We start from the raw sequence: 18,902 nt of genomic DNA, 5'->3' as shown, positions 1-18,902 counted from the left end.
TCAGCGCTCGGTGATGCGATTGGCGCCCAACTCATCGAGCTGCCGTCGAATTTCGCGAAGCTGCGCGCGCTGTCCGGCGATCTGTTCGCCGATCAATCCCGTCGCGAAGAAAATGCTGCCGAGGAGGAGGCAGGTCTGAATGACCGTCCAGAGCGGACGGACCGCGAGCGTCCGAATCCAGACGAGAGCAATGACACCCGCGATGCTGCTGACGGCGAACAGCGCCGCGCCAAGCATGCCAAAGAGCAGCAATGGCTTTTGGCTGAACCGAAGCTCGAACCACACGGAGAGCATGTCGAGCACGCCCACCGGAATGCGATGCCAGGTGGCGAACTTCGACTTGCCGGCGTGGCGCGGATACAGCGGCACCGGGATCTCGGACACCGAGAAGCCCTGTGCCGCGGCGATCACCACCATGTACCGATGCCAGTCGGGTCGAACGGGCAGCGAGTCCATGATCTCGCGACGGTAGGCCTTTACAGAATTCAAATCCTTGACGGGAACGTGAAAGAGCGTGCGGCTCAGGCGATTGTAAATTCCCGAGACGAATGCCTTTTCGTACTTCCCTTCTTTGAATCCTGTGACCATGTCCGATTCGCCTGCGAGAATCGGCGCGACGAGTCGCGGAATGTCCTCTGGCTTGAACTGCAGATCGGCCGGATAGAACACGAGGACGTCGCCGCGCGCCGTGAGGTATCCGGTGCGCAGTGAGTCAGCGATGCCGCGACGCGCGCGATGTCTGGCGAGTCGAAGAAACGAGTACTGTTGCGCGAGCTGCTCGAGCACGGCCCACGTGTTATCCACGCTGCCGTCGTCGATCACGACGACTTCGAAGTTGTGCGGCGAGCCGGCAAAGGCGATTGCCGCCTGCTCCATGAACAGCGGCAGGTTCTCCGCCTCGTCCTTGGCCGGAACGAGTACGGAGACGTCGATGTCGCGAGTTGTCGTCGTCGGTGGACGGTGCATGAGGGGTGAGACCAACGGACTCACTCCGGAGGTGAGGGTCATACCCGCTTTCGCATGCGCGCTGACAGGACTCCAAGCTGGTCGCGATACTTTGCCACCGTACGTCGAGCGATCTGCACGCCGCCTTCCTTCAGGATGTTGACGATCGCCTGATCGGTGAGCGGACGCTTGGGGTCTTCTTCAGAGACGAGCTTCTCGATCTGCGCCTTGATGCCGCGCGCCGAGACGTCCTCGCCCGCCGTCGTCGACAGGCCGGATGAGAAGAAGAACTTGAGAGGCAACACGCCGCGCGGCGTCTGAACGAACTTCTCGTTCGTGACTCGGCTGACGGTCGACTCGTGCATGTTGATCACTTCGGCGACTTCGCGAAGCGTGAGGGGCTTGAGGTATTGCACGCCCTTCTCGAAGAACTCGCGCTGCCGGTCGACGATGTAGTTCATGACCTTGAGCATTGTCTGACGACGCTGTTCGATCGCCTGGATCATCCAGTTGGCCGAATTCAGCTTGCTCGAGATGAACTCCTTGTTCTCGCCGTCGAACTTCTTCTTGTCGCGCGCGATCTCCTGGTAGGCGCGGCTCAGTTTGAGGCGCGGGAGATTTGCGTCGTTGAGGAAGACGTGATAGCGACCGTCGATCTTCTCGACGATCAGGTCGGGAATGATGTAGTTGTCGCTGGCGTCCGAGTAGACGAGGCCCGGCTTGGGATCGAGCTTCTTGATCTCGTCGGCGGCGCGCTGCACGTCGCTCGGGCTGATGCCGAAGCGCTTGGAGATTTCACTCCAACGGTGCGCAATGAGCTCTTCGAAGCAATCGCGGACGAGCCGGAATGGCACCGACTGTTCGAGACCAGCCTCGCGCAGCTGGAGCATGAGGCACTCGCGCAGATCGCGCGCGCCCACGCCCGGCGGGTCGAGGTTCTGGATGATCGTCAGCATTTCCTCGACTTCGTCGTCGGTGTACATCGGCAGGTCGTCGATGTCACGATCAACGCTTTCGGCGGCGCGAACGACTTCTTCGTTCACGCTGCTGAGGATCTGCGTCACCGGGCAGGAGAGGTAACCATCTTCGCCGATGTTGCCGATGAACTCATCGGCGAGGAACTGCTGGCGCGGGCTGAGGTCGAGCAGCGTGATCTGATCGATCAGATGGTCGGACAGGTTTCGGCTGTCGACAGTGACCGGCTCGTAATACTCGCGCTCCTCGTGCTCTTCGCGTCGGCCGCCAGCGTCGAAGCCGTCAAGGAGGATTTCCTCCCAGTCGATCTCGTCGTTGGCTGCTTTTTCCTCTTCGGGCTTGGTCTCGGTCTCTTCGCTCGCCTCGATGGTCTCTTCGCCGGAATCCTCCTCCTCGTCTTCCTCCGGTTCGACCATGTCGAGGAAGGGATTGTTCAGCAGTTCCTGCTTGAGATGCTGCTGAAGATCCAGGAGCGGCATGTAAAGCAGATCCATCGCCTGATACAGGCGTGGATTGATTTTGAGTTCCTGCTTTAGCTGCGTGCTCTGGGAGAGTCCCGGCCTCATGTTCCGTTTTGGTCCCCTTCATCAGCCGCCGAGAATCGGGCGCGCAATCGCGCCGTCAGCGTAGGGCCGAGATAGATGTCTGCTACGGTATCGTCGAACACGAGCTCACGCACAGTGCCTGAAACCTTCACCTGCCCATCGAACATGATATACGCGCGGTCCACGATATCCAGCGTTTGTTCGACGTTGTGATCGCTGATCAAGACGCCGATGCCGCGATGACGAAGATCGCCGACGATCTGCTGAATGTCATGAACCGCGATTGGATCGACACCGGCAAAGGGTTCGTCCAGCATCATGAACTTCGGTTGCGTGACGAGTGCTCGCGTGATCTCGAGTCGCCGACGCTCGCCGCCCGAGAGCGCGAACGCCTTGCTGTGCCGCAGGTGCTTGATACTCAGTTCGTCCAGCAACGTCTCCAACCGTGCGCGTCGTTCGCTGGCCGAGAGATCGAGTGTCTCGAGAATCGCTCGGATGTTGTCTTCGACGGACAACTTTCGAAAAATCGACGGCTCTTGTGAAAGGTAGCCGATTCCCCGGCGTGCCCGCTTGTACATCGGCGTTTTCGTGATGTCCACGCCGTCGAGCATGATGTGGCCGGCAAGCGGTTCGATGAGCCCGACGATCATGTAAAAGGTCGTCGTTTTCCCCGCGCCGTTCGGCCCCAACAGTCCAACTATCTCCCCCTGTTGCAATCGGAGGGCCACGTCGTTCACGACACGCCGACGTCGATAAGTCTTGACGAGTCCTTTCGCCTCCAGAACGCTTCCGCCAACGACCTTGACGCCCTTGGCGACGGTGGCCGGAATCGGACGATCAGTACTCGGCAGAACCGCGGAATGCTCGCCCGTGGCGCGAAACGCCGTTGCGAACTCGTCGCGCGCGAACGCGATCGCCTGCCAGACTTTGTCGCTGAATCGGATGGTCGTCCACGGCGCGCCGGCAACAGGCGGAACGATGACGCCGTCGGCAGCCAGACGAGGCAGCACGGATTGCGACAAATGCTGTCGGACTTCGTCCAGGCTCAGACGGCCGGCTTCGCGATCGGCGTCGCGTCCGCTCGCTCGAAGCACACCGAGGTGATCGTCGCGGTAGACCTTGGTGGCGAGATCGAAGTCGACCGTGCCCGCCGAGTCAGCGGCGCTGATCAACGCGTGGAGCGCGAGCGCCGTGGTGCGGTCGCCCCTGGCAAGCTGGTCGACGAGCAGACGAACGCGAGATGAATCGGACGGACCCGTCACGGCTTTTTCGGTGGCAAAGGCAGTGGGATAATCGATTTCGGAGCGTTCGCTGCTGGACCGTTTGCGCGAGTGCGGCGGCCTGTGGTGTCAGCTTTGGGCTCGACGTACACGCCGCTCACGGAATCGACCGCTGTTACAGTCGCGACTCGCTGTTTGTTGAAGTCGATCGTGATCAGGCGCGCGATGAGATAGTCGATCGCCGGCCGACGTTCAGCACTGTCGTTCGGCGCGAGGTGATAGAACGAGCTCGCATGCCCCGATGAAATCAGCTGCCGGATATTCGGCGCTTTCGACGTGTCCTTCGCCGCCGCGCTATCGAAGTGCGCGATGATCGTGTCGCCCTTGAGCCAGTCGTGGCGATCGGATGAATCAGGCTTGAAGCGCACCGTGTCGACGCGTGCTTCCGCGTACGCCTTTCTAACAGCGCGCACGAGGCTCACCTTGCTGTTCGGCATCACGACATCGAGCGAGTCGGCTAGCAAATTCTGGCTTGGCGACTCGGCGCGCGCTCGGCTCTTTGAGCCCCAGGCGTACGCGCGATCGAGCACGTCGTTGCGAATGCGCAAATCGATCGTGTCCGAGCGCAACGTCATCGAGTCGCTCACGGCTGTCGCGTTCTCGCGGGCAAGAACACGCTGCAGCTTCTTGTTTTTCGAGAACATGTCGATCACGCTGCCCGTAAGCGTGAACGGCCGGTCCTTCTTTCCTGTGAGCTCGGGCTTGACCCACAGCTTCATCGTTTCGCGGCCCTGGTCGATGAACGCGGAGTCGGCCGTCGCGCGGAGTTCGGGTCGCGTGATCACGACTTGCCCGCTGCCGTAGATCAGAGAATCACCGTCCATGAACACGCTGTCGGCCACTACCGTCATTGGCGGAGCCGGCTTGCCGCTCGAGTCCTTCTCGATGATCGTGATCGTCGGCCGCTGCTTGGCGATCATCTGTCGTCGCGGACGGATTCGCGGCACCGCTGCGCGATATTCAGCGATGTTGCCGACGAGAGTAGAGCCGCTTGGGAGTCGGGCTTTGACGTCGCCAACCGCCACGATGCGATCGTCGACCGTGAAGCGATTGAGAAAATTCGATGTGAGGTGAAAGCGCGGCTCGTCATACACGACGTTCCCGACCATGAAGTCGCGGTCGGGATACTGCTCCGCGCTGTCGCCCTTGAGCGTGATGTTGCGCGCCGGGCACCGGATCAGAACGCCGCCGCCGAGGAACGTGACGCGGCCGCCGCCGAACACCGTATCGGTGTGGAAGCGTGTTGTCGGTTGAGGAACCAGCTCGCACCGCGTGCGCGGCGTTTGGGCCACCACACTGCTGGCAACGCCAAGTGCGCTGAACACGAGCACGACCACCCGACGCACGGTCATTTCTCTGGCAGAAGTACTGAGGAGACTCCGCCGCACGCCTTGAGGCACGTGAAGTTCACGAACGCCTGATCCGACGTGAATCCGATCCCGGACTGGGTGTCGGTGCCGCGAGTGGCGACGTACGACGTGTCGCTCGAGATCTGGTGCGTAATCTGGTTGTACGTGATGTGCGGCGACTTGAGCGTGCGTCCGTCGACGAGCTTGACCACGACATCGCCCCAGCCTTCGAGCAGTTGGGTGCGGAGGTTGTACACGCCTTTGTTTCCGTCCATCGTGCCCTGCGGCGCACCGGTCTCGGTGGTGAAGGTGACGTGCGCTTTTCGAAGGTCGAACCGATTCTGGTCGTCGAGCACGTACGCCGTGTCCGCCTTCAGTTCGCCGCGCTGGACGCCGCGCGTCGTGAGGAGATACTGAACACCAAAAAGTACCTGATCGGCACTGTCGGCCATGCTCGGTCCACCGACGACTGGCGGCTGCTTGGTCTCGCGACAGGCGGCCAGCGCGATCGCGAGCACCGCGACCGTTCCGTAGAGCAGTCGGCGCATTAGACCACTCTCGCGCGCAGCAGGTCGTGCAGATGGACAACGCCCATGAGGACGTCGGAATCATCGACCACAGGCATGGCCATGATGCCGGCCTGCTCGAGTCGGTACGCGACCGCGCTCGCCAACTCGCCGACGTTCGCCAGCTTTGGGCTCCTCGTCATCAGTGTTCGAACTGGAATTGGAAAAATGTCTTCGTCTCCGCGGCGTTCGATGAGCCGGCTCAGATCGCCCGCCGTCAACACGCCCTCGACGCGACCGCCCTGATCGGTGACCACAGCAATGCCGCGGCGCTCAGCAATCATGACGATTGCCTCCCGCATTGTGTCGCTCTCTTTGAGGACCGGCAGGTTTTGACGGAGCATGATTTCTTCGATCCGGACGACCAGCTTGCGACCAAGGGCTCCCCCCGGGTGAATCCGGGCGAAGTCTTCGCGCGCGAACCCCTTCTCCTCCAACAGGACCACCGCCAGCGCATCGCCGAGGGCCAACGCCGCCGTCGTGCTCGTCGTCGGCGCAAGATCGTGCGGGCAGGCCTCCTCTCGCACTGCCGCGTCGAGAGCTACATCACAATTCCGGCCAAGCGCCGAGGCAATGTTTCCGGTAATGGCGATGGTTCGTACACCGAACCCTTTCAAATGCGCCAAAAGTGCCAAGAGCTCATCCGATTCTCCGCTTTTGGAGATCAGAATGGCCACGTCGTCATTGCCCACGATTCCCAGATCGCCATGAACGCTGTCGACCGGATGGAGGAAGTTGGCCGGGGTTCCCGTCGACGTGAGCGTCGCGGCGATCTTCCGACCGACCAGACCGGACTTCCCCACTCCCGCAACGATGACTCGGCCCGTTGAGTCGGCGATCAGCCGAACGGCGCGGCCAAACTCGTCGCCCAGCCGATCCTCGAGCCCGGCCAACGCCTCACGCTCGAGGCGAAGCACGCGGCGTCCACGCTCGACGATATCGCCGTCGCTCATACCGCGCCCGCGCTCGGGATAGTCGACCGCGCATCGACGTAGCGATTCCAGGCGACATCCCACTCGCCTCGCGCCTTGAGGAAATCCTCAACGAACTCGCGAATGGCGCCGCGTCCGCCGTGCCGCGTGAGGTGATGTTTGCAGACCGAGGCCACCTCGGGAACCGCGTTGCCGACGGCAACGGGCAGCCCAACGACTCGCAACAGGGCGAGGTCGGGGAAATCGTCTCCGACGAATGCGACTTGTTCTGCGCTGAGGCCGCGCTTGTTCAGAATTCGTGTAAAGCCAGCGAGCTTGTGTCCGTCCGGATCCTGCGCGACGTCGTCGACGCTCAATTCCTCGGCGCGCAGGCGAACGCTCTCGGATACGCGGCCAGTGATGATCGCTACGGGAATGTCGACGAGCCGCAGCATCGCGATGCCGAGGCCATCCTGGATCTCATAACGCTTGAGTTCCACGCGACTCCCTGCGACGTCGCCGAGGTAGATGCCGCCATCGGTCATGACGCCGTCCACGTCGAGTGCGACGAGACGGATGGATCGAGCGAGTTCGGGGTGGATCACCGTGACACTCGGTCCCAGATATCAATGGCGCGGAAGATCAGGTCGTCCAAACGATCGAGGGGGATCATGTTGGGGCCATCGCTCGGCGCGTGGTCCGGGTCGGGATGCGTTTCCATGAACAGGCCGTCGGCACCTGCGGCGAGTGCGGCAAGGGTCAGCGGCGGAATGAACTCCCGTGCTCCGCCGCTCGCGCCGCCCGCTCCCTGCCCGGGCCGCTGCACGCTGTGCGTTGCATCAAAGATGACTGGGGCGTCGCACGCGTCACGCATCCGAATGAAATCGCGCATGTCGACGACGAGATCGCCATAGCCGAAGAACGTGCCGCGCTCGGTCACAGCGTCGTCGCTCGGGACGCCTGCCGGTCGCGATGCGCGCACCTTATCGATGGCGCCGCGCATTCCCTCCGGGTGCATCCACTGGCCCTTTTTCACGTTCACCGCTTTGCCTGTAGCCCCCGCGGCGACGAGCAAGTCTGTCTGACGGCAGAGAAACGCAGGGATCTGCAGCACATCGACGATGGCTGCCGCGGGCGCGCACTGATCGGGCAAATGAACATCTGTCAGAATCGGCAGCCCGGTGGCCGCGCGAACGCGGTCGAGCGCCGCGAGCCCTTCATCGAGACCGGGGCCGCGATGTGCGCCGGCGTTCGATCGGTTCGCTTTGTCGAAGCTTGCCTTGAAGATGATACCGCCAGGCACGCGTTCCGCGAGCCGAGCGAGATGTTCGCCGACGCGCAGGTTGAGCGCGTCGTCTTCGAGTACACAGGGGCCGGCGATCAGGAAGAGCGCATCACGTCGAAAAAGAGTCGGCACGTTCAGTCGGCTGCCTCGACGAGCGATGCGGAACCCTGTCCCGATCCTCTGCGGCTCTTGGCCTTGGCCGCCGCGGCAATGAATCCGGCGAACAGCGGATGTGGGCGCGTGGGTCGCGACTGCAGTTCCGGATGGAACTGGCAACCGATGAACCACGGGTGATTCTCGAGTTCGACGATCTCGACGAGCGATGCGTCGGGCGACAAGCCGCTGAGTCGCAAGCCATGCTCGACAAAGAGATCGCGGTATTTGTTAGAGACCTCATAACGATGACGATGCCGCTCGCTGACCTCGGCTTGTCCGTAGATCTCCGCCGCCTTCGAGCCGCGCCCGAGCCGGCACGGATACGCGCCGAGTCGCATGGTTCCACCCATGTCCGTGATGTGCTGCTGCGATTCCATCAGCGAGATGACCGGATTGTCGCATTCCGGCGCGAACTCCGACGAGTGGCTGTCGTCGAGGCCGCACACATTGCGTGCGAATTCGATGATCGCGGTCTGCATGCCGAGGCAGATCCCGAAGAACGGCAGATCGTCCTCGCGTGCGTGGCGAATCGCTTCGACCATTCCCTCGACGCCTCGAACGCCGAAGCCGCCGGGAACAAGCAAGCCGTCGACGTTGCGCAGAATCTGCGCGGCGCGTTCGGGACCAGAGAAGTCTTCGCTCGACATCCACTGAATATCCACGCCGACGTCGTTGGCGATGCCGCCGTGAATGAGCGCTTCCTGGACGCTCTTGTAGCTGTCCGCGTAGTCCGTGTATTTGCCGACGACGCCGATGCGTACGCGATCGTGCGGCACGAGCACGCGCTGCACGAGTTCGCGCCACTGCGATAGCGCCGGTGCCGGACGCTCAATACCAAATTTCTGAAGAACCTTTTCGTCGAAGCGCTGCTCGTGAAAGCGCAGCGGAATTTCGTAGATCGTGCGAACGTCTGGGCTCTCGATGACGGCGCCGAATTCGACGTTACAGAAGAGCGCGATCTTGCGCTTGATGTCGTCGGAGATCGGACGCTCTGTGCGGACGATGAGAATGTCCGGCTGGATACCGATCTGCATCAGTTCGCGCACGGAGTGCTGCGTCGGCTTGGTCTTGAGCTCGCCGGCCGCCGCGATGTACGGCAACAGCGTGAGGTGCACGAAGATCGCATTGTCGCGGCCAACGTCGTGGCGGAACTGACGGATAGCCTCGAGGAACGGCAGCGACTCGATGTCGCCGACCGTGCCGCCGACTTCCACGATTACGACGTCCGTTTCCGGCGAGAGGCGGCGAATCGCACCTTTGATCTCGTCGGTAATGTGTGGAATTACCTGAACCGTGGCACCGAGGAATTCGCCGCGGCGTTCCTTGGTGATGACGTTCAGATAAATGCGTCCAGTCGTGACGTTGTTCGCCTGCGACAACGCGCGATCGATGAAACGCTCATAGTGCCCGAGATCCAGATCCGTTTCCGCTCCGTCATCGGTGACGAACACTTCGCCATGCTGAAATGGCGACATCGTTCCCGGATCGACGTTGAGATACGGATCGAACTTGAGCATCGACACGCGCAGTCCGCGCTCGACGAGCAGTCGGCCGAGTGACGCGGCTGCGATTCCCTTGCCCAGCGACGACACGACGCCGCCGGTGACAAAGATGTATTTGGTCGTGAGGGCGTGTCCCGCGCTTTGCATCGAAGTCATCCTGTGGTAAATGCTGTCCAGTCGCGATTGGCGCGCTCGAGATCTTCTTCTGTGTCGATTCCAGGGCGGACAGGCTCGTCGATCAGCGATACGCCGATTGGCACGCCTGCCGCCAGCGGTCGCAGCTGCTCGAGCCGCTCGATGTGCTCGAGCGGCGTCTCCGGCAGCTGAATCCATTGCAACAAAGCCGACCGCCCGTACGCGTACACTCCGAGGTGCTGCCAAACGCGCGTGCGCTGCAACTCAGCGTCCGCCGCGTCTCGAAGAAACGGTATGGGGGCTCGCGAAAAATACATGGCTCGCCCGTCGTCGGCAGCAACAACTTTCACGACGTTCGGATCGAGCAGAATGTGCGGCGTTGCCATCACCGCCGCGGTGCCGAGTGGGAATCCCGCGTCGGTCACCATACGTGTTGCACCAACCACCGCTCGCTGCGACACGAACGGTTCGTCGCCCTGCACGTTCACGATCACGTCGAAGTCCGCGAACTCCGGCCGCTGAGCCACCTCAGCCACACGGTGCGTTCCCGAAACGTGGTCTGGCGAGGTGAGCACGACGCGACCGCCGTGCGCCGTGACGATGTCCCCGACCTCGGTGCTGTCCGTGGCGACGACCACCGCTTCCGCCACTCCGATCTCGACGACGCGCTGCAACACGCGAACGACCAGCGGGAGGCCGGCGAGGAGACGAAGGGGTTTTCGGGGGAGACGCGTGGCGCCCAGTCGAGCTGGGATGACGGCGAGCGTCCTCATACGGGGCGCTCCGGGAACTGCGCGAGCGCGCGCACGGCCGCAAAAATCACGTTCTCGAATGTAGCCCTGCTAGTGAGGCGACGCAAACCGAACGCGTCGCTTGCCCGCTACGCCACCGGCAATTAGCGGTTGAGAGCGATTCCGCCGGAAAACTTGCCGTGACGTTGGACGGGGTCGACCAGGTACTGGACGTAGATCACGCTCATCGACAGACGCGCGCCCATCGCCTGCGCGAGCGACGGAAAGCGGTCGACGTCGGCCCCGCCGAGAATCTCCCGGAGGGTGATGGTTGGCGCGCCAAGGTACGGTACTCCCCATCGCTCGATGGGGATGTTGTATCGGAGGTCCAGGAAGAGCAGCTGATCGCCGCCGCGCGTCAGCAACTCGAGCGTCGGAATGCTTCCCGCGCCGCCGACGTACCCCCACCGCTGCCGCGGAGCACTCCCGGTGAGCGTGATCAGGGCGTGGCCCTCGAACCTGAACGACTGCGATCCGAAGGTCGGAAAGCCGAGCGTGCCGTCGAGTGTGGTCTGCGCGAAGGTCGACGCCACAGAGTCGGCAGCGATCGAGCGAATGGGCGACAGATGCCCCCACTCGCCGTCTAGATCGAGACGAGCGGTGGTTCCGCGATCGTCGTCCCATTCCATGCGGCCGCCGAACAGTGCGGACGTGATCGACCCAGCGTCGATCAGCGGATTCGGCCGGAGCATGTCGTCGCGCTCGTGTCGACCGAACAAGCTCCACGGGCCGCCGTTGGCGGTCGAGTCTGGGCGAACGCTTCGGTCGCTCTCCCAGAGAGCGCCGATGTACGGCTCGGCGCTGAACGAGTGGTCTTCCCAGCGCCGCTCGATCGTTCCTCTCGCGCGTGTGCCGCGAAAGTAGTTCCGCGCGTCGTCGCCACCGACCAGCGTGGATGCGCTGTTGAGGAGATCGTGCCAGATCCAGCCTTCGTTCGTGAACGTCCCTCGACCTACGTCCGCGCGCACTCGCGTGAACTCGGCGACCTTCGCGACCACGCTGCCGCCTGGATCGACGACACCGAGCTGCGAGCGGTACGTCACTCGGGGTTCGACGACGAAACGATCGGCGCCCAGCGAGATGCGCGGCGAGAATGCGAGTGAGAGCCCGTTCGAGCGGTCGTAGCTCGGAATGCGAACGCCGTAGATACCCGGAAGCGAAAACGTCGGAATGGGCACATCGACCAGCGATCGGTAGCGAAGCGAAAAGCCCGTCGCCGTTGGCGCGATGTCGTACGTGAAGTCGCGATGCGAGACGACCCCTCCGTCGACGATGGCAACCGTGGATTCGTAGACGCCGCCGCCGATGGCGATTGCGCGTCCAGTGACCGCCGCGCCGGGTCGAACGAAGAGATTCCCACCGATGACGAGAACGTCGCCATGCACCGAGCCCAAAACAGCGACATCGCGGCCGAGCACGACGATGCCGTGCTGGTATGTGCTGTCGCGCGGCAGGGTGGCTGGCGTGGAGCCTGGCGGCACGACGGTGTACGGTTTGGCGAGTACTCGGGCGAGGGCTTTGGGTCCTTCGCCCGGCCCGAGATCAGTAACGCGAATTGTCTGTGCCTGGACGCGAGCAACCCCGCCCCACAGGAGGGCGAGGATCAGTCCGCGAAGGATCACCGAGCAAGCTCCAGGAAATTCTTCAGCAGCGCTTTGCCGTTCGGGGTCATCACGGATTCGGGGTGAAACTGGACGCCGTACACTGGGTGCTCGCGGTGCTTGACCGCGTGGACCTCGCTCGGATCATCCTGAGCGACGGCGACGATTTCCAGACTGTCCGGAATGCTCGTGCGTCCGACGATCAGCGAGTGATACCGCATGACCTCCATGGGCGACGGCAAGCCAGCAAACACACCCGTTCCGTCGTGCTGAATCTTCGAGGTCTTGCCATGCATGACGCGGTCGGCCAGCACGACTTCGCCGCCATAGGCTTCGCCGATGGCCTGATGTCCGAGACAGACGCCGAGTGTGGGGATGGAGCTTCCCCAGCGCTTGATGACGTCCACCGTGATGCCCGCTTCTTTCGGCGTGCACGGTCCTGGCGAGAGCACGATGGCCGACGGCGCGAGCGTCTCGATGTCGTCGACGCTGATCGCGTCATTGCGTTTCACGACGACGTCGGCGCCAAGCTCGCCGAGATACTGGACGAGATTGTACGTGAAGGAGTCGTAGTTATCGATAACCAGGAGCATGCTTTACGTGCTTGGTGTTGAGTGAATTCGGCGCTTGCGTTCGGCGAAACCCCGCGGGACGGTTAGCCTCGCGGATGATACTGCCTGTGTACCTGTCTGAGGTACTCCCGATCCACGTGCGTGTAAATCTGCGTGGTCGAGATGTCAGCGTGCCCAAGCATTTCTTGCACCGCACGAAGATCGGCGCCGCCCTCGAGTAGGTGTGTGGCGAACGAGTGTCGCAGCGTGTGCGGTGAGACGTGCTTCTGAATACCCGCCTGTTCGACGTACTTCGCCAAGATCTTCCACGCGCCCATTCGCGACAATGGCGTGCCGCGAGCGTTCAAGAAGAGAACGCCCTTCCCGCTCCCTTTTTCGAGTCGCGGTCGCAGCTCTCGAACGTACGTCGCGACTGCTCCGATCGCCGACCGTCCGATCGGAACGAGTCGCTCCTTACTGCCCTTGCCGAAGACGCGCACGAGCTTGTCCTCGAGCATGATGTCGCGGACGCCGAGGGTGATCCATTCCGAGACGCGAAGCCCGGCGCCGTACGCCAACTCGAGCATCGCACGATCGCGAAAGACGAGAGGATCGTCGAGAGTCGGTGCAGCCAAAAGCCGAGACACCTCGTCGACACTCAGCACCTCGGGGAGCGTTCTCCAGCGCTTGGGAGTTTCCAGCCGCTCGCTCGGATCGCGAACGACCGACCCCTCGCCCAGCAGGAATTTGAAGTAGGTGCGCGACGCCGAGATGCTGCGGCGTATCGATGACGGCGCCAGCCCGATGTCTTTGAGGTGGTACACGAAGTCGCGGAGCATCCGGCTGGTGATGTCCACCGGCGAGGCCGCGCCTTTGACGCGTACGTAGTCGACCAGCCGCTCGATGTCGCGCCGATAGGCCTCGACGGTCAGCGGCGACGTGCCCTGCTCCAGCGTCAGGAAGTCGTCGAACGGACCGAGATGGAATCGCAGGGTGACGCCTTCATCCAGCATTCGCGGCTCACGACTCGGAAGACACGATGGTGGCCACGGCGATGCACGCGATGCCCTCTGCGCGGCCGATCCAGCCCATTCCCTCGTTGGTCTTGCCCTTGACGCTGATATCGTCGACGCTCACGCCCAGCGCGCCTGAGAGGCGATGGCGCATCAGCTCACGGTGCCCTGAGACGCGCGGCTTCTCGGCGATGATGGCGACGTCGACCTGCTGGACGCGCCATCCGCGAGCTGCAATTCGGGCCACGGCCGCCCGGAGCATCTCGATCGAATCCTTGCCCTTGTTCGCCGGATCGCGGTCGGAGAACATCTCGCCGATGTCGCCCGCGCCCGCCGCGCCGAGAATCGCATCAGTCAGCGCATGCGCGACCGCGTCGCCGTCGGAATGGCCCTCGAGATGGACGTCACTCGGAATGGGAACGCCGCCGAGGATGAGAGGTCCCGGCGGCGCAAAGCGGTGCGAATCGTACCCGATACCTACGCGGGAAGCGGCAAGCGGGGCGCGGTTTTCAGGATGGTCTGTCACGCTGCGGCTGATCCCTCAGCCGCTTTGGTCTCTTGCAGACCATGCCCGACGAGGCCCTGCCCAGGGATGATGCTGTAGTCCTGTCGACGGCGCGCGACCTTGAAGCCCGCGTCGGTGATCAGGCGCTCGATCTCGTGCGTCGTCGTGCGATGGGTGGTATTCGCGGCGCTGACGACGTTCTCCTCAATCATGAGCGAGCCGAAGTCGTTGCAGCCGAAGCGCAGCGACGTCTGACCGACCTTCATGCCCATCGTCACCCAACTGGCCTGCAGGTTTGGGACATTGTCGAGCACTATGCGCGCGAGCGCGACCGTGCGCAGATATGTCACGGCGTCGGTTTTCTGCATGTGCGACATCGTTGGCGTGTTCTCCGGCTGCAACGGCCAGCAGATGAATGCCGTGAAGCCATTCGTTCTCGCCTGCACTTCACGCACACGCTCGAGATGCTCGACACGCTCGGCCAGCGTTTCGCCGATGCCATACATCATCGTCACGGAGGTCTTCATGCCCTCCTGGTGCGCGATCTCCATGATCTCCAGCCAGCGATCAGCGCCGGCCTTTTTCTTCGCGACCTGATCTCGCACGCGTTGGACGAGAATCTCACCGCCGCCACCGGGAATCGAGTCGAGACCGGCTTTCATCAATTCGCGAATGACGTCGCGCGCGTCCATGCGGAACGTCTTCGCGAAGAAGTCGACTTCGCTGGGGCTAAAGCCGTGAATGTGAATCGTGTGGTACTTCTTGATGTACCTGAGCAGATCGAGATACCAATCGAACGGGATGTAGGGGTTGTGCCCACCCTGCATCAGGATCTGCACGCCGCCGAGCGCTTTGGTCTCTTCGATCTTGGCGCCGATCTGCTCGTACGAGAGCGTCCACCCTTCGTTGTGCTTCGGGCGACGATAGAACGCGCAGAAGCCACAATCGGCGACGCAGACGTTCGTGTAGTTGATGTTGCGGTCGACGATGTACGTGACCGTGTTGTGCGGGTGCTTCTCGCGACGAATGCGGTCGGCCTCAGCCCCGAGTTCGAGGAGCGAGGCGTTGGTATAAAAGTCGAGGATGTCAGTCATTCTCGCGAGCGAAGCGAGCAGAGAATCTGCTGTGAATTCGTTGTGGCCCGATTGGGAGCCTGAAAGCCTGCCGACAACTCAAGCCACTAACCTTGGACGATAGGTCCTCCACTCGCTTCGCGAGCAGAGGATGACAATCACGCCGCCGGCAGAAACGCCAACGACCCATTTGGAACTTTACCGGCGGCCACAAGCCGGCGGAAGAACTCGGTCAATCCCGCGAGATGCTGGTAGGAGAGGCCGTAGTCGAGCCCGGAGAGATATTCCAGGCAAACCTGCTTGTGAACACCGGTCGCGATCGCCGCTTGAGCCGCGAGCGTCTCGAGGTGCTGCAGTCCCCAGTTGCGCGACGAGATGAGGCTGGCGTGCACCGCAAGCGCTTCGGCCACTGGCGTCGTGCGCTGTGCCACCCACACTGCGAACACGAACGGAAGTCCTGTCCACTGTTTCCACTCACCACCGAGGTCGTACGCGTACCGATAGTCTGAGAGTCCGCCGTCGGCGGGATACAACTCGGGCGAGCGCAAACGCGACCAGAGGTGCAGCGCCGCATCGCCAATGACGAGGCGCGCGTCGTGCTCTTCTTCACCAAAGCGCGCGACGTCAACCAGCTCCGAATTGCTCGGAATGAACGCAGGCTTTGCGTCCCACACGTTCTCGAACAACAGCTCGAGCAGTGCCACGCTCGTCATGGAGCTACGGCTCACGAGCACGCGTCGGCCGTGCAACTCAGATGCGGGTCGCTTGGAGAACAGCACCACACTGCGCACCGGACCGTCGCTGCAGATCGAGAGATCGGGCAGCAACAGGTACTTGGTCGCGTCGCGTGCGTATTCGACGGCGGAGATGACGCTCACGTCGAGCGTGCCCTGCGCCATTTCGCGGTTGAGTGCTGTCGGAACGCCGTCGACCAACTCACCGGGCACGCTGACGACGCCGCGGTCCACCGCGCCGTACACGGGATAGCAGTTGATGTACGGAATGCGTCCAACGCGCATGGCTACGCGGCCTCGATTGCGACGGGTGCGTCGTCCTCGAACGTGCGAATGTCCTGATAGAACGCATCGCGCTCGACGGGCACGCGTCGCGCGCCGCGAATGAGCCGAAGGATCTGATCGAGTGTCATGGCCTGCGCGGTGTGCGCGCCGGCCTCGTGGTAGATCTTCTCGCGCACCACGGTGCCCTCGAGATCATTCACGCCAAACGCCAGCGACATCTGCGACACGAACGGCGTGACCATGATCCAGTGCGACTTGATGTGCTGGAAGTTGTCGAGGAACAGCCGTCCGACCGCGAGGTTCTTGAGGTCGTCGAAGCCCGTCGTCGCTGTTCCCGTGCGATGCAAGGTCTCGCCGAGCTCGTTGTTGTCCGGATGATACGCGAGCGGGATGTATGCGAGATAGCCTCCCGTCTCGTCCTGGAGATCGCGCAGCATCGCGAGATGCGCCATGCGATCGGCGAACGTCTCGACGTGGCCATACAGCATCGTGCAGTTCGTGCGAATGCCGAGCTTGTGCGCTTCGCGATGCACGTTGATGTACTCGTCACCCGACAGCTTTTTGTCGGCAATCGTTGCACGCACTCCCGGGCTGAACACTTCCGCGCCGCCGCCTGGCATGGTGTCGAGTCCCGCCTCGCGCAGTGCGATCAGCGTATCGCGAACGGTCATCTTTTCGATGCGCGCGATGTGCGCGATCTCGACCGCCGTGAGCGCCTTGATGTGCACTTGCGGATGGCGTTCCTTGAGCCCGCGAAACATCTCGCTGTAGTAGGCCAGGCCGGCCTTCATGTCGAGACCGCCCACGATGTGGAACTCGCGCGTCAGCGTGCTGTTCGCCGTCGCAGCTTCAGCCCACACCTGATCCATCGTGTACCGATACGCGCCGTCTTCCTTTGGCAAGCGCGCGTACGAACAAAAGACGCACGTCTTTCTGAGCGTGCAGATGTTCGTGGGATTGATATGCTGATTCGCCGCGAAGGTGACGCGATCGCCGTTCTTGGCGCGATTGACCGCGTCGGCCATATGTCCAAGGCCGACGAGATCAGAACTCTCGAATAACGCGACGCCGTCAGCTTCCGACAGCCGTTCGCCGCGTTCGACTTTGTCGGCGATCGGCTGGAGCGACGGATCGCTGATCAACGAACGCTCGAGTCGAACTGACATGGGCACGGTTACTCCTCGTACTTCTTGATGGCGAGCGTGACGTTGTGGCCGCCGAAGCCGAAGCTGTTGCTCAACACATAGCGCACGTCGCGCTGCACCGCGGTGTTCACCGTGTAGTTGAGATCGAGCTCGGGATCCGGCGTTTCGTAATTGATCGTTGGCGGAATGATCGAGTCGCGCGTCGCGAGCGCGCCGATGATGAACTCCACTGCACCGGCGGCGCCGAGCATGTGTCCCGTCATCGACTTGGTCGAACTGACGTTGAGCTTCATCGCGTGTTCGCCGAACACTTTCTTGATCGCCTGCGTCTCGCCGAGATCGCCGGCCGGCGTGGAGGTCCCGTGCGCGTTGATGTAATCGATGTCGGTGGGCGTGAGGCCGGCATCCTTCATCGCGATACGCATCGCGCGCTGAGCACCTTCCCCTTCGGGCGCCGGCGCCGTGAGGTGATACGCGTCGCCCGTTGCGCCATAGCCGACGATCTCGGCGTAGATGCGCGCGCCGCGCTTTCGCGCATGCTCGAGCTCTTCGAGAATCACGATGCCGCCGCCTTCACCCATCACGAAACCATCACGCGTCTTGTCGAATGGACGCGAGGCCGTGGCCGGGGAGTCGTTGCGCTCCGACAGCGCCTTCATGTTCGCGAAGCCGCCGATCGCCATTGGCGTGACCGTCGCTTCGGAACCACCGGTGATCACTGCGTCCGCGTCGCCATACTGGATCGTGCGAAACGCATCGCCGATCGCATGGGCGCTCGTGGCGCATGCCGAAATCGTCGCGTAGTTCGGTCCCTTCGCGCCAAAGCGCATGGACACGAGACCCGCGGCGATGTCGGAGATGAACATCGGGATAAAGAACGCGCTGATCTTGCTCTGTCCGCGCTCGCGATAGACGTCGTGCTGCTCTTCAAACGTCTTGAGTCCGCCGATGCCGCTGCCAATGATGACGCCGAGTCGCTCGGGGTCGTACTTCGTCTGATCGGTGAATCCCGCATCGGCCATCGCCTGCACGGATGCGGCGATCGCATACTGCGCAAAGAGGTCGGCGCGCTTGGCTTCCTTGCGCTCGAGATAGAGCAGCGGCTCGAAGCCTTTGACTTCGCACGCGAAATGAACCGGGAAGGTGCTGTGATCGAACTTCGTGATATCAGCGCCCCCAGACACGCCCTGCGTGATCGCACGCCAGGTCGCCGCCACGTCGTTGCCGACTGGCGTTATCGCCCCCATTCCAGTGACGACGACCCGACGCTTCAAGGACATTACGCGTTGCTCCCCATCTTCGTGTTCAAATAACCGATCGCATCACCGACGGTGCGAAGCTTCTCCGCATCTTCGTCCGGGATGTCGATGTTGAATTCCTTCTCGAACTCCATGACCAGCTCGACGATGTCGAGGCTATCGGCGCCGAGGTCCTCGATGAAGCTGGCCTCGTCGGTGAGCTTCTCACGCTCCACACCGAGCTCCTTCTCGATGATGTCGCGGACCTTCTGAGCGTTGTCGGCCATGGGAAACGTTCCTCTCTACTGTGAAGGTGA

19 protein-coding genes are annotated in these 18,902 nt (G+C 62.5%); all 19 read right to left on the bottom strand.

Features of this window, described 5'->3' with window-relative positions; translation table 11 throughout:
• The 19 genes from AC6H4Z_RS13525 to AC6H4Z_RS13435 all read right to left on the bottom strand — a co-directional run bounded on the left by AC6H4Z_RS13525 (window position 1) and on the right by AC6H4Z_RS13435 (window position 18,872).
• Window positions 1–1,008 carry a glycosyltransferase family 2 protein gene (locus tag AC6H4Z_RS13525; RefSeq protein ID WP_497542489.1) on the bottom strand — a complete coding sequence of 336 codons (1,008 nt, stop codon included), beginning with the start codon at window positions 1,006–1,008 and terminating at the stop codon, window positions 1–3.
• Window positions 1,005–2,486, bottom strand: coding sequence for an RNA polymerase factor sigma-54 (rpoN, locus tag AC6H4Z_RS13520; RefSeq protein WP_497542488.1), 1,482 nt, complete (start codon window positions 2,484–2,486; stop codon window positions 1,005–1,007). Before rpoN ends, AC6H4Z_RS13525 begins: the two co-directional genes overlap by 4 nt.
• The gene (gene lptB / locus AC6H4Z_RS13515) at window positions 2,483–3,295 is read right to left on the bottom strand and encodes an LPS export ABC transporter ATP-binding protein (RefSeq protein WP_497547049.1); all 813 of its coding nucleotides are present in this window, start codon (window positions 3,293–3,295) and stop codon (window positions 2,483–2,485) included. Before lptB ends, rpoN begins: the two co-directional genes overlap by 4 nt.
• A 428-nt stretch (window positions 3,296–3,723) precedes the next feature.
• Window positions 3,724–5,097: a hypothetical protein gene (locus tag AC6H4Z_RS13510; RefSeq protein ID WP_497542487.1), complete on the bottom strand. Its 1,374-nt coding sequence runs from the start codon at window positions 5,095–5,097 to the stop codon at window positions 3,724–3,726.
• The gene (gene lptC / locus AC6H4Z_RS13505; protein WP_497542486.1) at window positions 5,094–5,642 is read right to left on the bottom strand and encodes an LPS export ABC transporter periplasmic protein LptC; all 549 of its coding nucleotides are present in this window, start codon (window positions 5,640–5,642) and stop codon (window positions 5,094–5,096) included. Before lptC ends, AC6H4Z_RS13510 begins: the two co-directional genes overlap by 4 nt.
• Window positions 5,642–6,613 carry a KpsF/GutQ family sugar-phosphate isomerase gene (locus AC6H4Z_RS13500; RefSeq protein ID WP_497542485.1) on the bottom strand — a complete coding sequence of 324 codons (972 nt, stop codon included), beginning with the start codon at window positions 6,611–6,613 and terminating at the stop codon, window positions 5,642–5,644. Before AC6H4Z_RS13500 ends, lptC begins: the two co-directional genes overlap by 1 nt.
• Window positions 6,610–7,176 (bottom strand): KdsC family phosphatase, encoded by a 567-nt coding sequence (locus tag AC6H4Z_RS13495; RefSeq protein ID WP_497542484.1) that lies wholly within the window; start codon window positions 7,174–7,176, stop codon window positions 6,610–6,612. Before AC6H4Z_RS13495 ends, AC6H4Z_RS13500 begins: the two co-directional genes overlap by 4 nt.
• Complete coding sequence (gene kdsA, locus AC6H4Z_RS13490) at window positions 7,173–7,988, bottom strand: 3-deoxy-8-phosphooctulonate synthase (protein ID WP_497542483.1); 816 nt, start codon at window positions 7,986–7,988, stop codon at window positions 7,173–7,175. Before kdsA ends, AC6H4Z_RS13495 begins: the two co-directional genes overlap by 4 nt.
• Before the next feature lie 2 nt (window positions 7,989–7,990).
• Window positions 7,991–9,661: a CTP synthase gene (pyrG, locus tag AC6H4Z_RS13485; protein WP_497542482.1), complete on the bottom strand. Its 1,671-nt coding sequence runs from the start codon at window positions 9,659–9,661 to the stop codon at window positions 7,991–7,993.
• A 5-nt stretch (window positions 9,662–9,666) separates the two neighbouring features.
• Window positions 9,667–10,422, bottom strand: coding sequence for a 3-deoxy-manno-octulosonate cytidylyltransferase (gene kdsB, locus AC6H4Z_RS13480; RefSeq protein WP_497542481.1), 756 nt, complete (start codon window positions 10,420–10,422; stop codon window positions 9,667–9,669).
• Between the two features lie 122 nt (window positions 10,423–10,544).
• Complete coding sequence (locus AC6H4Z_RS13475) at window positions 10,545–12,062, bottom strand: hypothetical protein (protein WP_497542480.1); 1,518 nt, start codon at window positions 12,060–12,062, stop codon at window positions 10,545–10,547.
• Entirely contained in the window at window positions 12,059–12,634 is a 576-nt protein-coding gene (locus AC6H4Z_RS13470; protein ID WP_497542479.1) for an anthranilate synthase component II, read from the bottom strand. The genes AC6H4Z_RS13475 and AC6H4Z_RS13470 overlap by 4 nt, the downstream gene beginning before the upstream one ends.
• A 62-nt stretch (window positions 12,635–12,696) precedes the next feature.
• Window positions 12,697–13,605 carry a site-specific tyrosine recombinase XerD gene (gene xerD, locus AC6H4Z_RS13465; RefSeq protein ID WP_497542478.1) on the bottom strand — a complete coding sequence of 303 codons (909 nt, stop codon included), beginning with the start codon at window positions 13,603–13,605 and terminating at the stop codon, window positions 12,697–12,699.
• 7 nt (window positions 13,606–13,612) lie between these two features.
• Window positions 13,613–14,131 (bottom strand): 2-C-methyl-D-erythritol 2,4-cyclodiphosphate synthase, encoded by a 519-nt coding sequence (ispF, locus tag AC6H4Z_RS13460; protein ID WP_497542477.1) that lies wholly within the window; start codon window positions 14,129–14,131, stop codon window positions 13,613–13,615.
• Window positions 14,128–15,204: a cyclic dehypoxanthinyl futalosine synthase gene (gene mqnC, locus AC6H4Z_RS13455; RefSeq protein WP_497542476.1), complete on the bottom strand. Its 1,077-nt coding sequence runs from the start codon at window positions 15,202–15,204 to the stop codon at window positions 14,128–14,130. Before mqnC ends, ispF begins: the two co-directional genes overlap by 4 nt.
• 137 nt (window positions 15,205–15,341) lie before the next feature.
• Window positions 15,342–16,202, bottom strand: a complete 861-nt coding sequence (locus AC6H4Z_RS13450; protein ID WP_497542475.1) for a menaquinone biosynthetic enzyme MqnA/MqnD family protein — start codon at window positions 16,200–16,202, stop codon at window positions 15,342–15,344.
• A 2-nt stretch (window positions 16,203–16,204) separates the two neighbouring features.
• Window positions 16,205–17,368, bottom strand: coding sequence for an aminofutalosine synthase MqnE (gene mqnE / locus AC6H4Z_RS13445; protein WP_497547048.1), 1,164 nt, complete (start codon window positions 17,366–17,368; stop codon window positions 16,205–16,207).
• 8 nt (window positions 17,369–17,376) lie between these two features.
• On the bottom strand, window positions 17,377–18,627 hold the full coding sequence (gene fabF, locus AC6H4Z_RS13440; protein WP_497542474.1) for a beta-ketoacyl-ACP synthase II: 1,251 nt from the start codon (window positions 18,625–18,627) through the stop codon (window positions 17,377–17,379).
• The gene (locus AC6H4Z_RS13435) at window positions 18,627–18,872 is read right to left on the bottom strand and encodes an acyl carrier protein (RefSeq protein WP_497542473.1); all 246 of its coding nucleotides are present in this window, start codon (window positions 18,870–18,872) and stop codon (window positions 18,627–18,629) included. The genes fabF and AC6H4Z_RS13435 overlap by 1 nt, the downstream gene beginning before the upstream one ends.
• Between the last annotated feature and the right edge of the window lie 30 nt (window positions 18,873–18,902).

The sequence above is a fragment of the Leucogemmata humicola genome (genome assembly GCF_055379415.1).
The sequence above is the reverse complement of the archived record's forward strand: the minus strand, read 5'-3'. Positions and strand labels throughout refer to the sequence as shown.

Bases quoted from the DNA above. Each gene is read 5' to 3' on its own strand.
- kdsB (WP_497542481.1), bottom strand. From the start codon at position 10,422: ATGAGGACGCTCGCCGTCATCCCAGCTCGACTGGGCGCCACGCGTCTC.
- pyrG (WP_497542482.1), bottom strand. From the start codon at position 9,661: ATGCAAAGCGCGGGACACGCCCTCACGACCAAATACATCTTTGTCACC.
- AC6H4Z_RS13510 (WP_497542487.1), bottom strand. From the start codon at position 5,097: ATGACCGTGCGTCGGGTGGTCGTGCTCGTGTTCAGCGCACTTGGCGTT.
- AC6H4Z_RS13450 (WP_497542475.1), bottom strand. From the start codon at position 16,202: ATGCGCGTTGGACGCATTCCGTACATCAACTGCTATCCCGTGTACGGC.
- AC6H4Z_RS13525 (WP_497542489.1), bottom strand. From the start codon at position 1,008: ATGACCCTCACCTCCGGAGTGAGTCCGTTGGTCTCACCCCTCATGCAC.
- fabF (WP_497542474.1), bottom strand. From the start codon at position 18,627: ATGTCCTTGAAGCGTCGGGTCGTCGTCACTGGAATGGGGGCGATAACG.
- mqnC (WP_497542476.1), bottom strand. From the start codon at position 15,204: ATGACTGACATCCTCGACTTTTATACCAACGCCTCGCTCCTCGAACTC.
- AC6H4Z_RS13500 (WP_497542485.1), bottom strand. From the start codon at position 6,613: ATGAGCGACGGCGATATCGTCGAGCGTGGACGCCGCGTGCTTCGCCTC.
- lptC (WP_497542486.1), bottom strand. From the start codon at position 5,642: ATGCGCCGACTGCTCTACGGAACGGTCGCGGTGCTCGCGATCGCGCTG.
- mqnE (WP_497547048.1), bottom strand. From the start codon at position 17,368: ATGTCAGTTCGACTCGAGCGTTCGTTGATCAGCGATCCGTCGCTCCAG.
- AC6H4Z_RS13470 (WP_497542479.1), bottom strand. From the start codon at position 12,634: ATGCTCCTGGTTATCGATAACTACGACTCCTTCACGTACAATCTCGTC.
- AC6H4Z_RS13435 (WP_497542473.1), bottom strand. From the start codon at position 18,872: ATGGCCGACAACGCTCAGAAGGTCCGCGACATCATCGAGAAGGAGCTC.
- xerD (WP_497542478.1), bottom strand. From the start codon at position 13,605: ATGCTGGATGAAGGCGTCACCCTGCGATTCCATCTCGGTCCGTTCGAC.
- rpoN (WP_497542488.1), bottom strand. From the start codon at position 2,486: ATGAGGCCGGGACTCTCCCAGAGCACGCAGCTAAAGCAGGAACTCAAA.